Below are 12,687 nucleotides of genomic sequence, written 5' to 3' on the forward strand. Positions count from 1 at the left end.
AACGTGACCGAGCAGAACGTGACCGACCAGAACGTGACCGGGAAGAACGTGACCGGGAAGATCGCCATCACCCCCGAGACCCACACCACCCCGCCCGCCAGGTTCTCGCACGGCGTGCGCAAGGGGAACATCCTCCAGGTCGCCGGGCAGGTCGGCTTCCTCCCGCACGTCGAAGGCCGGCCGCCCACCCCCGCCGGTCCGACGCTGCGCGAGCAGACCCTCCAGACCCTGGAGAACGTCCGCTCCGTCCTGGAGGCGGGCGGCGCGAGCTGGGACGACGTGATGATGATCCGCGTCTACCTCACGGACACCGGGCACTTCGCCGAGATGAACGACATCTACAACGCCTACTTCGAGGAGCAGGGCCTGGGGGAGGCGCCCGCCGCCCGCACCACCGTGTACGTGGGCCTGCCGGCCGGGCTGCTCGTCGAGGTCGACGCGCTCGCCGTCCTCGGCTGAGCCGGGCCCACGGCCGGGCATGCGGGCGGGGCGCCCCCCTGGCGGAGGGGCGCCCCCTTTCACGCGGTGGTCGCGGTGCACGGGGTGCACGGGGTGCACACGGTCACGGCGCTGCGCAGTACTGGGCTTCCTTGCCGATCGAGCGGTACATGCAGTCCGCGTTCTCCAGCAGCTGGAGCACCGCGTCCTTGTTGCGCGCGGTCTCGCGGTCGATCACCTCGTCCGGCGGGTAGAAGCCGCCGCCGCCGCTCTCCGGGTACATCTCGAAGGTGTAGGAGAAGATCTTCTGGTTGCCCCACAGCCAGTCGTCGATCGTGCCGTCCGTGATGTACAGGTCGCTCGACTGCTCCGGCGTGTAGCCGTTGCTCGCCGCCATGCTGGTGCCGATCTTCTTGTAGACGGCGAGGTCGTCGGCGGTCAGGCCCGGGGCGGTGTCGTTGTAGGTGTAGCCGAAGGGCCACAGGACGAGCTCGCTGTAGGTGTGGAAGTCGATGGCGGCCTTGATCTGCTGCTTGCCGCCGATCACGCGGCTGCGGACGAAGTCCGCCACCACCTTCACCTCGGGCGCCGACTCGCCGGCCGCACCCCGGTAGGTCTCGGAGCTCTTGCTGCTGCTGGAGCCGCCGCAGCAGCCGAACTTGTAGTTCCAGTTGCGGTTCTCGTCCGTGCCGACGTAGGAGGATCCGGAGTTCGGCTGCCGGTTCTTGCGCCAGGAGCGGTAGGAGCCGGTGGCGATGTCGTACTCGCCGCCGTCCGGGTTGAGGTCCGGGACGATCCAGATCTCGCGGCCGTTGACCGCGTTCGTGATGCGGGAGTCGCTGCCGTACTTGGAGGCGAACTCCTTGAGCAGGTACAGGGCCATCTCGACGGTCAGGTGCTCGCGCGCGTGCTGGTGGGCGGTGAAGAGCACCTCGGGCTCGGCCTCGTCCGTCGCGACGTTGTCGCTGATCTTGATGGCGAAGAGGTCCCGGCCCTGGTACGACTTTCCGATCACCCGCTTGCTCGTGATCGAGGGGTACTGCGCGACGAGCTGGTTGATCTCCGCCGTCGCCTCGGCGTAGTTGTGGTACTTCGAGTCCGCCGAGGGGAAGTCCATCGGGCTCGCCGCGATGCCGGGCACGGAGCGGTCCGGGGGTCCGGGCAGGGCGGTCAGCCGGTAGCCGAGCTCCTTGAGCCTCTTGGCCTGCATGGTGTCGGCGCTGACCACGACCGTGTGGTCGTCCACCTCGTCGATCGAGACGCCCGTACGGAGCAGGGCGGTGCGGTCGGTGGCGGTGGAGGGGCCGTGGATCCGGTACTGGACGATCGCCTCGTCCTGGGTGGCGGTGGAGGGGGTGGGCGGAGGGGAAGCCGTCGCGCTCATGCCGTAGGCGGGTGCGCCCAGCGCGAGCGCCAGCAGGGCCGCCGTGAGGGCGGCCCTTCGGCGGGTATGGAGCCGCATGCGTTCTCCTGGGTCGGGAGTGTGGGGGTAGCCGTGCGGACGCGCACAGCGTGCTCTCGTGGCATGTCCCGGTCAAGGACACGCTGTGCCGGCCGTACCGATCCGGCCACCCCCACACGTACCGCCTAAGGGAGCCCGTGGACCTTGGGACCCACCGAGTTCGACCAAGCACTACCCGCCCTGGCGTCCCAGTTGGTCGACCAGGTCATCGCACCGCGCAGCCCCGGATAGGTCTTCGACGGCTTGAAGGAGCCGCAGCTCGTGCCCCGGGTCAGGCAGTCCAGGGCGCTGTTGACGACGGCCGGGGACACGTAGCCGCTGCCCGCTCCGCTCGGGGAGGCCGGGACGCCGATGCCCACCTGCGAGGGGTCGAGGCCGCCCTCCAGCTGGATGCAGGCGAGCGCGGTGAGGAAGTCCACCGAGCCCTGGGAGTAGACCTTGCCGTCGCAGCCGTTCATCGAGCCGCTGTTGTAGTACTGCATGTTGACGACGGTGAGTATGTCCTTGATGTTCAGTGCCGTCTTGAAGTACCCGCCTTGGGTGGACTGCATGTCGATCGTCTGCGGGGCCATGGTGATGACGAGCGAGGAGCCCGCCTTCGCCGACAGCGAGCGCAGCGCCTGCGTCATGTAGGTGGGGTTCAGGCCGTTCTCCAGGTCGATGTCGATGCCGGTGAACCCGTACTCCTGCATCAGGGCGTACGCGGAGTTCGCGAGGTTGTTCGCGGAGGTCGAGTCGTTGACCGAGATGGTCCCCTTCTCACCGCCGACGGAGAGGATGACCGACTTGCCGGCCGCCTTCTTCGCGGCGATGTCGGCCTTGAACTGGGTGACCGTGTAGCCGCCGAGGCCGGCCGAGTCGAGGTTGAAGGTGATGGCGCCGGGCGTGGTGGTGGCGTCGGCGAAGGAGACGGCGATGATGTCGTACTGCGCGGAGACGTCGGAGATCTTCTGGACGGTCGCGCCGTTGTCGAAGTTCTGCCAGTAGCCGGTCAGGGCGTGCTTGGGGACCCCCGGGCCGGGGCCGGGACCCGGGCCGGTGCCGGTGGTGGTGCCGGTGACGGGCGCGGACTTCGGTCCCTCGCCCGCCGCGTTGTAGGCGCTCACCTGGAAGGAGTACGAGGTCGAGGCCGCGAGCCCGGTGATCTGGGTGGAGGCGGCGCCGCCGGTCACGGTCTTGACGCGCACCCCGTCCTGATACACGTGGTAGCCGGTGGCCGCGCTGACCGCGTTCCACGAAAGGGTGAGGGCGCTCGCGCTCTGGCCGGAAACGGCCGCCCCGGCCGGTGCCCCGGGCACGGACGGGCCGGGGTCGGTGCCGCCTCCGCCGTCCGGGCCGAAGACGCTGAACTCGTCGACGACGTAGCCCGGCTGGCCGTACCAGCCGTGGGTGTAGACGGTGACCTGGGTGGTGCTGGGGCCGGTGGTGAAGGTGGTGGAGAGCTTCTGCCAGCCGGCCCCGGACCCGGGCGTCCAGGTGGAGACGTCCTGGGTGCCGGTCCCGGTCGCGCCGAGGTACACGTAACTGCCCTGGACCTGCGTGCTCAGCGTGTACGTCGAGTTCGGCTTGACCGTGACGGTCTGGCTGCAGCGGGCATTGTCCTGGCCCGACGGGGTGGCCTTCAGGGCGCCGGATCCGGCAAAGACGGGGGAGGAGACGGAAGCGCCCGTTCCGCCGGTGCAGGACCAGTTGGCGAGACCCGACTCGAAGCCGCCGTTGCGGGCGACGTTCACGTCCGCGGCCTGTGCGGTACCGGCGGCGAGGGCGGACAGGGCGCCGGCGGTCAGGGTGACGGCGATGGGGAGGGCGAGGGAGCGTATGCGGTTCACGTGGGCTCCGGTGGGGGGAGGGAGAGGGTGTGGGGAAGAGAGGGACCGGGTGGGGTGGGTCCGACTCAAGGCGTGCGCTGCCAAGTTGGTCCAGACCAATCCCCGTGTCAAGAGTCTTCGCGATGTGGCTTGAAATGGCCCGCTATGCGATCCCTGTTGTCCGGGTTTCCGCCCCCTGTGACCTGGGCCGGGAGTGCGGGAATCTTCAAGGCCCTGCCCTGCCAGGGGCGACGCGGATATGGTGCTGGAGCAAGGGGGAGCGGGTCGATCGGATGCGGTCGCGCGGTGCGGGCGCGGTCGTGAAACATCCGCGTCGAGTCGCACGCCGCCGAGTCGCACGCCGTCGGGTCGCGCGCTCGCGGCGTACGGGGTGAACGTGGGGGAACGGGGGAATGAGCGTGCCGACCGCCATCGCTGTCACCAGCGCCGATCTGGTACTTCCGGCCCCTGACCGGCACACGCCCGGGGCGGCGTTACTGCACCCGCCCGAGCAGCTCGACCTGGAGGCCGCGCTCGCCGAGACGGGCGCCCTGCTGGAGCGGCACGGCCACCTCGTGGCCCTCGTACCGCCGTGGCTGCCGCGCTCCACCGTCCAGCGGCTGCACACCGTACGGGCCATCCTGGAAACCGACCGGATCGCGCTCCTCGGCATCGATCTGCCGCCGCTGGGCACCGCCCTGCTGGTGCGTCAGCTGCGCCAGCTCAGCGTCTGCGACTTCAGCCCCGGCATCATCGCCTCCGCGGCCCGGCTGCTGTCCCACTACATCTACGCGGGCGCCCTGCTGGGCTCGGTCGCCAAGCTCGACCGGGTCCGGGTCCCCGTCGGACTGGGGGCGCACGCCAGGTCCTGGTCACCGAGCGCGCAGTTCGCCGTACTGGCCCACCCGAAACCGCACCTGGCGAAACTGGGCGGGGGCGCCGGCGGAGGCGGCCGCGCCCAGGGCGCTCACGGCCACCGCGGTGCCGTGCTGCCGGCCGGCCCCGAGTTCGCCACGCACCTCACCTTCGCCCGCGGCCAGCTCACCTCGGACTGGGTCACGGCCGAACTGGCCCCCGCCTGGCAGGTCCAGGGCGTGATGGAGAACCCGCTGCCCGCCGCATCCCCGGGCTGGTGGGGCACCGGGAAACTCGTCGAGTTCGCCGCCGGCATCCCGGACCTGTCCGTGCTCTACCAGTTGGTCGCCTCGGTCCGCCGGGAGGAGTGCCGCTGGTGCGGCCTCGAACTCATCGGCGACCGCTGCGGCTTCTGCGCGGCGCCCCTCACCGCGCCCCTCACCGCGCCGCTCACCGCACCGCTTACCGCGCCGCCGCCCGCGAGTACGGCCCGTTCCAGACCCTGATCACTCGAACGCACGAATGAACGAAGAACGGCGAGGTAGGTAAGGCCCATGAACTCACGCCAGCGCCGCGGCGTCATCCTGCTGCTCCTGTCGGTCCTGTGCGCACTGGGGGCCTTCGCCGGGGTCCTCGTGGTGATCGGCGACGTCAACTCCAAGGTCGGCGCCGAGGTCGTCGCCTACCGGGCCAAGGGCGACATAGCCCCGTACAGCCCCCTGGCGGCCGGCCAGTTCGAGGAGGTCAGGATCCCCGAGCGGTGGCTGTCCGACACCGCCGTCACCGACCTCGGGGCGGTCAAGGACAAGATCGCGCTCACCACCCTGAAGAAGGGCTCGCTGCTCCAGGCGGACATGTTCGTCGACCGGCCGCAGCTGCAGCCCGGTGAGCAGGAGATCGCCATCATGATCGACGCGGCCACGGGCGTGGCCGGAAAGATCACCTCCGGCGCCAAGGTCAACATCCTCGCCACCTTCAAGGGCGCCAAGGACACCGACCCCTCGAAGTCGGTGATCATCGTCGCGAACGCCCGCGTCCTGGGCGTCGGCAAGCTCACCGCCCTGGACAAGGACAGCGACCGCAAGGGCCCCGCCGAGGCCGTCCCGATCACCTTCGCCCTCAGCACCAAGGACACCCAGCGCGTCGCGTACGCCGAGTCGTTCGCGGAGCACGTACGCCTGGCCCTGGTGGCCCCCGGCACCGACTCGGCGCCCGCCCCGGGCGACCGTACGTACACCCTCGACGGGGACAGGTGAGGCCCGGATGACCACCCGAATCCTCCCCGCGGTCGGCGACCCGGACGCCGCGCGCGCCATCGTGACGCTGCTGAGCCAGCTCCCGGCCGCAGAGCCGGCCGCCCCCGTCCCCGACGCGACCACGCTGCTGGACACCCTCGCCCGGCTGGCCACCGAGTCCATCGACGAACTGCCCGAGGTCGTCCTCGTCCACGAGCGGATCGGCCCGGTGCCCGCCCTGGAGCTCATCCGGGAAGTCGCCCTGCGCTTCCCGGCGGTGGGCGTGGTCCTGGTCTCCTCGGACGCCGGCCCCGGGCTGTTCTCCGCCGCCATGGACTCGGGCGCGCGCGGCCTGATCGGCCTCCCGCTCTCCTACGAGGAACTCGCCGCCCGCGTCCAGGCCGCCGCCCAGTGGTCCGTGGGCGTACGCCGCCACCTCGGCAAGGGCGCCGCCGCCGATGTCTTCACGGGCCCCGGCGGCCGGGTGGTCACCGTCACCGGAGCCAAGGGCGGCGTGGGGACCACCTTCACCGCCGTGCAGTTCGCGCTGGCCGCGGCCGCCTCGGGGCGGCGTACCGCCCTGGTCGACCTGGACCTCCAGGCGGGCGACGTGGGCTCGTACCTCGACGTGCAGTTCCGGCGCTCGGTCGCGGACCTCGCCGGGATCCAGGACATCTCCCCCAGGGTCCTCCAGGACGCGGTCTACGACGACGCCTCGGGCCTCGCGCTGCTGCTCGCCCCGGCGGACGGGGAGCGGGGCGAGGAGGTCGACGACCGGGCCGCCCGGCACATCGTCGGAGCCCTGCGCAGCCGCTACGAGCTCGTCGTCGTCGACTGCGGCACCCAGGTCACCGGAGCCAACGCGGCGGCCGTGGAGATGGCGGACGTGGCGGTGCTGGTCACCACCCCGGACGTGGTCGCGGTGCGGGCGGCGAAGCGGATGGTCCGGATGTGGGAACGGCTCCAGGTGCGCAAGGCGGAGGACACCGCGATGGTCGTCAACCGCTGGAGCAAGCACACGGAGATCCAGCCCGCCCTGATCGAGAAGATCACCAAAACCCGCGCCACCCGCACCCCGGTCCCGGCCGCCTTCAAGGAACTCCAGGCGGTGGTGGACGCGGGCCGCGTCCAGGACCTCGACAACCGCTCGACGGTCAAGCAGGCGCTGTGGACGCTGGCGGGCGAACTGGGCCTCCTGTCGACCCCGGACCCCGCCACCCCGGGCGCGACCACCACCCCGGGCGCCTCGTTGGCGGTCCGCGCATCGGGCCCGGTCGCCCGCCTGCGCCGCGGCCGGGAGGGCTGACGCATGCCCGCCCGCAGACCCGGGCGCGGGGCCGGGGACCGGGGCCAGGTGGCGATCGAGTTCGTGGGCACGGTGCCGCTGATCCTGCTGCTGGTGGCGGCGGTGTGGGAGTGCGTCCTGATCGGCTACGCCTTCTCGCTGGCGGGCAACGCGGCGGACGAGGCGGCGCGGGCGGGGGCGGTGGGAGGCTCGTGCCGGGAGGCGGCGGCGGAGCACATCGCGGACGTCTGGGGCATGGGAGTGGAGTGCCGCCGTTCGGGCGACATCTACAAGGCGACCGTGACGCTCAGGATCCCTGTCCTGTACCCCGGGCTCAACTTCGGCCGGATCACCGGCACGGGCGGCGCGGCGATGGAAAAGGAGTGACATGAACCGGAAGCGGAAGTGGCGCTCCGATCGAGGCCAAGTGGCCATCGAATACATCGGCTTCGTGCCGATCCTGCTGCTCGTCGCGCTGTGTGGGATCCAGCTGGGCTGGGTCGCATACGCCGAGGAACAGGCGGACACGGCGGCGCGTACCGCCGCGCGCGTGGAAGCCCGCAACGGCAAGGGCGGAGAGGCAGCAGGACGTGCCGCCATCAGCGGCGGACTGGCGGAAAGCGCCACATTCGACTGGGCCACGTCGTCCGACGCGGTCCGTGTCACCGTCACCCTCACCGCCAACTCGATCGTGCCCGGCCTCGACGCGCACAAGGCGTCGGCCACTGCCGTCATGCCCAACGACGACCCGAAGGGCCTCCGTCCATGAGCCTGCGTTCCCGGGTCAACACCCCCGGCGACCACCACAGTCCGCGCGAGGACGGCCGGCTGGTCTCCTCCTACCGCGCCAAACTGCTGGAGGAGATCGACCTCGCCGAGATGTCCGCGCTCGCACCCGCCGAGCGCCGGGCGCGCCTGGAGCGCGTACTCGGCCACATCATCAGCCGCGAAGGTCCCGTCCTCTCCACGGTCGAGCGCGCGCAGCTGATCCGCCGCGTCGTCGACGAGGCCCTCGGGCTCGGCGTCCTCGAACCACTCCTCGAGGACGCCTCCATCTCCGAGATCATGGTCAACGGCCCCGACCAGATCTTCGTGGAGCGTTCCGGACGCGTCGAGCAGCTCCCGCTCCGCTTCGCCTCGCACGAGCAGCTGATGCAGACCATCGAGCGCATCGTCTCCACCGTCAACCGGCGTGTGGACGAAGCGAATCCGATGGTCGACGCCCGCCTGCCCAGCGGGGAGCGCGTCAACGTCATCATCCCGCCGCTTTCCCTGACCGGCGCCACCCTCACCATCCGGCGCTTCCCGCGCGCCTTCACCCTGCACGAGATGATCGCCCTCGGCTCGCTCGACGAGCAGATGCTGCTCCTGCTGTCGGGGCTGGTCGCGGCGAAGATGAACCTGATCGTCTCCGGGGCCACCGGCACCGGCAAGACCACGCTCCTCAACGCCCTCTCCGGCCTGATCCCGGAGGGCGAACGCATCATCACCATCGAGGACTCGGCCGAACTCCAGCTCCAGCAGGCCCACGTGATCCGCCTCGAATCCCGTCCGCCGAACGTGGAGGGCAAGGGCCAGATCACCATCCGCGACCTCGTACGCAACTCCCTGCGCATGCGCCCCGACCGCATCATCGTCGGCGAGGTCCGTGGCGGCGAGACCCTCGACATGCTCCAGGCGATGTCCACCGGCCACGACGGCTCCCTGGCCACCGTCCACGCCAACAGCACTTCGGACGCCCTGATGCGCCTGCAGACGCTCGCCTCGATGTCGGAGGTCGAGATCCCCTTCGAAGCCCTGCAGGACCAGATCAACAGTGCCGTGAACGTCATCGTCCAGCTGACCCGGTTCGGCGACGGATCACGCCGCATCACGGAGATCTCCATCCTGGAATCGCACGGCCGCGAACCCTTCCGGATCACCACGGTGTGCCGCTTCGGCGCCCAGCCCATGGGAGCCGACGGCCGCGTGCACGGCTATTTCGAGTACTACCCGCTGCCCCGCCGGATCGCGGAACGCCTCTACATGAACAACCAGCCCATCCCGCAGGCCTTCGGCGTCGCGCCGGAAGACCCCCTCACCGCCCGCATCACCCGGACCGCCCTGTGAACCCACTGATCCTCGCCACCCTCGGCACCACGCTGCTGAGCTGCGTGTTCGTCATCGCCGGCCTCCAGGCGTACCTCGCCGGGCGCGCCCAGCGCGCCGCGCTGATCGATCGGCTCTCGGCGAGCGGCATGCCGGAGCCCCTGGGTCGGCGGCGCCGCTTCCGGAATGTCGACCGACGGCTGCGCAAGACGAAGCTCGGCCGCCGCATCGAGCTGAAGCTCGCGACGACCGGCCTGGACCTCACACCGGGCGAGTTCTTCGTCTACATGCTGGGTTCGATCGCGGGCGTCTGGCTCATCGCGTCCTCCCTCCTCGCGCCCTTCTTCGGACCGGTGGCGGGTGCGATCGGCATCTGGGCGGCGAACGCCTTCCTCAACTGGCAGCGGGCGCGGCGTACGGAACGGTTCATCAACCAACTGCCCGACCTCGCTCGCATCCTCGCCAACGCCACCCAGGCCGGACTGGCCCTGCGTACGGCCATCGGAATCGCGGCCGAGGAGCTGGAGGCTCCGGCGGGCGAGGAACTCGGGCGCGTGGCCGACCGCCTCGCCGTCGGCCACTCCATCGAGGAGTCCCTGGGGGAGCTCACCGAACGCCTCCCGTCCCGTGAACTCGTGGTCCTGGTCTCCACCCTGGTCCTGTCGGCCCGCGCGGGCGGCGCGATCGTGGACAGCCTGCGCAACCTGACGGTGACGCTGGAGCAGCGCAAGGAGACCCGGCGCGAGATCCGTACCCAGCTGTCCCAGGTGACGGTGACGGCCTACCTCGTACCGTCCATCGGACTCGGCTCGCTGCTGCTGGTCGACATGATGATGCCGGGCGCGCTGGACCGGATGACGGGTGCGTTCCTCGGACAGACGGCGGTCCTCGTCGCCCTCGGCCTCTTCTCTCTGGGCTTCCTCCTCATCCGGCGCCTCTCGAAGATCGACGTGTGAGGGGGCGGACGGGACGATGATCGGACTTCTTCTCGCACTCACCGTGGCCCTGTCGGTCTTCGGGGCCTTCCACGGCATCCGCCTCTACCGCGCGGACGTGAAACTGCCGAGCGACCTCGCGCTCGCGCTGGAGGTGGGGGCCACCCGTACGACGGCGGTCGGCTCCCTCGTCGACCGCATGGGCATCCGCTGGGCGCCGATGGTACTCGGCGCGATGGGCCCGGCCAGGGTCGCCCGCAAGCGCCGCCAGATCGACATGGCGGGCAACCCGGCCGGCCTGACGATCGACCGGTACGCGGCCCGGCGGGCGGTGTACGGGGCCCTGGGCGCTGCGGGCGCCTTCTCCATGCTGATCAACGGCCAGCTGGTCGCCGCCCTGCTCATGGTGGCCTTCGGCCTGTTCTGGATCGAGGTCGGCCTGTGGTCGGCCATCCGGATCCGCCGCGACCACATCGAGCGGACCCTGCCCGACTTCCTCGACGTACTCGCCGTCGTGGTGAGCGCGGGGCTGGGCTTCCGGCAGGCGCTGGGCCGGGTGGCGGACAAGTACGAGGGCCCGTGGGCGGACGAGATCCGCATCACGCTCCAGCAGATGGACATGGGCGTCAGCCGCCGCCAGGCCTTCGACGAGCTGCGCCGCCGCAACGACAGCGAACAGGTCGCGCAGTTCGTCACGGCCCTCCAGCAGGGCGAGGAACTCGGCTCCCCGATCGTCGACACCCTGATCGCGATCGCCGAGGACATGCGCCGCACGGACGCCCAGAACGCCCGCCGTCGCGCGGCCCGGGCCGTCCCGAAGGCGACGTTCGCGGTGACCATGTTCATGCTGCCGGGCACGCTGATCCTGCTGGTCTGCGGCTTCGTCTACGGCGCGAACGTCGACTTCGGCGCGCTGTTCGGGGGTGGCTGAGCCATGGCGAGACTGAGCGTGCTCATCGCCGACGGCAACCCGGTCATCAGGGCGGGCCTGGCGGCCATCCTGTTCGCGGCCGAGGACCTCGACGTCATAGCGCAGGCGGCGGACGGCCGCGAGGCGCTGAGCCTGACCCGCCGGCACGCTCCGGACGTGATCCTGCTGGACGTCAGGATGCCGGGGGTGGACGGGATCTCGGCGCTGCCGCACCTGGTGCAGATGGCCCCCGTGCTGATGCTGACGTACAGCAAGGAAGCCGAAATCGTCTGTGAGGCACTGCTGTTGGGCGCGGGCGGTTACCTCGTGCACGGCGAGTTCACGACGGACGATCTACTCCGGGCGGTACGCGACGCCCCGCTGGGCCGCCCCCACTTCACCCCGACGGCGGCGAGCGCGCTCCTCGCAGAGGTTCGGTCCTCTTCGCATCCGCAACGAGTTGTGGCACAGTCTTCAGAGCGGATGCACAACTCTGTTGTCTTCGGGCTGAGTTCCCGGGAGGTGGAGATCATGGATCTGATCGCGTCCGGGATGAATAATCAGCAGATCGCAGCCGCCTGCTTCATCAGCGAGAAGACGGTCAAGAACCACATCAACCGCATCTTCGCGAAGCTCCGGAGCGCCACGCGCAGCGAGGCGATAGCCCGCTGGCTGGGAACCGCCCGTCCAGGAGTGACCGGTCATGGGTAGACAGAGTGCGCAGTGGGTCCGTAATTGGGCCCCGGGACCCTTGGTTACGACTGGTGACTCGCCGTACCGTCCGCAGATCGACAGCGGTACCGGCCCGGGAGGGAACCCCCATGTTGCAGAACACCGTGGCGAGGATGCGCAAGCGGTACGAGGGCAAGGGTGCGAGGGATCGAGGCCAGACGGCATTCGAGTACCTGGGGATCATTCTGGTGGTCGTCGTGATCATCGGTGCGATCATCGGTACGGGCATCGGCCAGGCCATCACAACCAAGATCACTGCTGCCGTCGCGAGTATCACGGCAGGAAAGTGACGTGGCGCCGATTCGGCGGTGACCGCGGTCAGGCCTTCCCCATTTACGTCGTGCTCGTGGCGGGTCTCCTCTTCGCCGCTCTGGCGTACTTCACCATCGGCAAGGCGGCGGTCGTCCGCAGCAATGCGCAGGGCGCTGCGGACGCCGCCGCGCTCGCGGCGGCGCGCGAGGCCAGAGACACCCTGGCACCCGGCGTCGACCTCGCCACCCTCTCGCCGGAGGGCTGGGAGCAGGTCCTGCTGGGCAATCGGTTCGGCACTTCGGGCAGCGCTTGTGCGGCGGCGCAGGACTTCGCCGCCATGAATGACGCGACGGCGACGTGTAGCTGGTTGGGCACCCGGTTCAGCGTCCAGTCGATGACGAACGGAACGGTGGGGGACTCTGTTGTCCCTGGAACGAGTGGAAAGCGCGGCGAAGCGGACGCGACAGCGGAGATCGTTCCTCGCTGCCACGTCAAACCCGGGGGGTCGGGAAGCGGCGGCGGCTCGGCGCCGACACCGGAGCCGCCCGGGCCCATCAAGTTCTCCTGCGACAAAGGGGTCGTCGTGGACTACGACCCTGCCCAACCGCGCGCGTGGCGTTCGCTGGCTGCGGTTCTGTTCGACATACGCCTGATCGACTGACGACCGAGAGACAAGGAAGCCAAGTA

General features: G+C 70.2%; 14 protein-coding genes. 12 read left to right on the plus strand and 2 right to left on the minus strand.

The window, feature by feature from the left end; all coding sequences use genetic code 11:
- Positions 1-48 precede the first annotated feature (48 nt).
- Positions 49-459, plus strand: coding sequence for a RidA family protein (locus tag ACGFZK_RS20390; RefSeq protein ID WP_393850313.1), 411 nt, complete (start codon positions 49-51; stop codon positions 457-459).
- Between the two features lie 103 nt (positions 460-562).
- On the opposite strand, the gene ACGFZK_RS20395 is transcribed toward ACGFZK_RS20390, so the two are convergent.
- Positions 563-1,900 (minus strand): M14 family metallopeptidase, encoded by a 1,338-nt coding sequence (locus ACGFZK_RS20395; protein ID WP_393850263.1) that lies wholly within the window; start codon positions 1,898-1,900, stop codon positions 563-565.
- Between the two features lie 125 nt (positions 1,901-2,025).
- Positions 2,026-3,729 (minus strand): chitinase, encoded by a 1,704-nt coding sequence (locus ACGFZK_RS20400; RefSeq protein WP_393850264.1) that lies wholly within the window; start codon positions 3,727-3,729, stop codon positions 2,026-2,028.
- Positions 3,730-4,121: 392 nt separating this feature from the next.
- On the opposite strand from ACGFZK_RS20400, the gene ACGFZK_RS20405 reads away from it, so the two are divergent.
- The 11 genes from ACGFZK_RS20405 (at position 4,122) to ACGFZK_RS20455 (ending at position 12,661) form a co-directional block, all read left to right on the plus strand.
- A complete protein-coding gene (locus ACGFZK_RS20405; protein ID WP_393850265.1) occupies positions 4,122-5,069 on the plus strand; it encodes a hypothetical protein in 948 nt (315 codons plus the stop codon).
- A 48-nt stretch (positions 5,070-5,117) separates the two neighbouring features.
- Positions 5,118-5,819 (plus strand): Flp pilus assembly protein CpaB, encoded by a 702-nt coding sequence (gene cpaB, locus ACGFZK_RS20410; RefSeq protein WP_393850266.1) that lies wholly within the window; start codon positions 5,118-5,120, stop codon positions 5,817-5,819.
- A 7-nt stretch (positions 5,820-5,826) separates the two neighbouring features.
- Positions 5,827-7,104 (plus strand): CpaE family protein, encoded by a 1,278-nt coding sequence (locus tag ACGFZK_RS20415; RefSeq protein WP_393850267.1) that lies wholly within the window; start codon positions 5,827-5,829, stop codon positions 7,102-7,104.
- A gap of 3 nt (positions 7,105-7,107) precedes the next feature.
- Entirely contained in the window at positions 7,108-7,470 is a 363-nt protein-coding gene (locus ACGFZK_RS20420; RefSeq protein ID WP_393850268.1) for a TadE/TadG family type IV pilus assembly protein, read from the plus strand.
- 1 nt (position 7,471) lies between these two features.
- On the plus strand, positions 7,472-7,852 hold the full coding sequence (locus ACGFZK_RS20425) for a TadE/TadG family type IV pilus assembly protein (protein ID WP_393850269.1): 381 nt from the start codon (positions 7,472-7,474) through the stop codon (positions 7,850-7,852).
- Complete coding sequence (locus ACGFZK_RS20430) at positions 7,849-9,192, plus strand: CpaF family protein (protein WP_393850270.1); 1,344 nt, start codon at positions 7,849-7,851, stop codon at positions 9,190-9,192. The genes ACGFZK_RS20425 and ACGFZK_RS20430 overlap by 4 nt, the downstream gene beginning before the upstream one ends.
- Positions 9,189-10,127 carry a type II secretion system F family protein gene (locus tag ACGFZK_RS20435; RefSeq protein WP_393850271.1) on the plus strand — a complete coding sequence of 313 codons (939 nt, stop codon included), beginning with the start codon at positions 9,189-9,191 and terminating at the stop codon, positions 10,125-10,127. The genes ACGFZK_RS20430 and ACGFZK_RS20435 overlap by 4 nt, the downstream gene beginning before the upstream one ends.
- Before the next feature lie 19 nt (positions 10,128-10,146).
- Entirely contained in the window at positions 10,147-11,037 is an 891-nt protein-coding gene (locus ACGFZK_RS20440; RefSeq protein WP_393850314.1) for a DUF5936 domain-containing protein, read from the plus strand.
- Between the two features lie 3 nt (positions 11,038-11,040).
- Positions 11,041-11,727: a response regulator gene (locus tag ACGFZK_RS20445; protein WP_393850272.1), complete on the plus strand. Its 687-nt coding sequence runs from the start codon at positions 11,041-11,043 to the stop codon at positions 11,725-11,727.
- 110 nt (positions 11,728-11,837) lie between these two features.
- Positions 11,838-12,038, plus strand: a complete 201-nt coding sequence (locus ACGFZK_RS20450; protein ID WP_081522566.1) for a hypothetical protein — start codon at positions 11,838-11,840, stop codon at positions 12,036-12,038.
- On the plus strand, positions 12,035-12,661 hold the full coding sequence (locus tag ACGFZK_RS20455) for a pilus assembly protein TadG-related protein (protein ID WP_393850273.1): 627 nt from the start codon (positions 12,035-12,037) through the stop codon (positions 12,659-12,661). Before ACGFZK_RS20450 ends, ACGFZK_RS20455 begins: the two co-directional genes overlap by 4 nt.
- Positions 12,662-12,687: the final 26 nt, after the last annotated feature.

Source organism: Streptomyces sp. NPDC048257, assembly GCF_043201855.1.
Classification (GTDB): Bacteria; Actinomycetota; Actinomycetes; order Streptomycetales; family Streptomycetaceae; genus Streptomyces.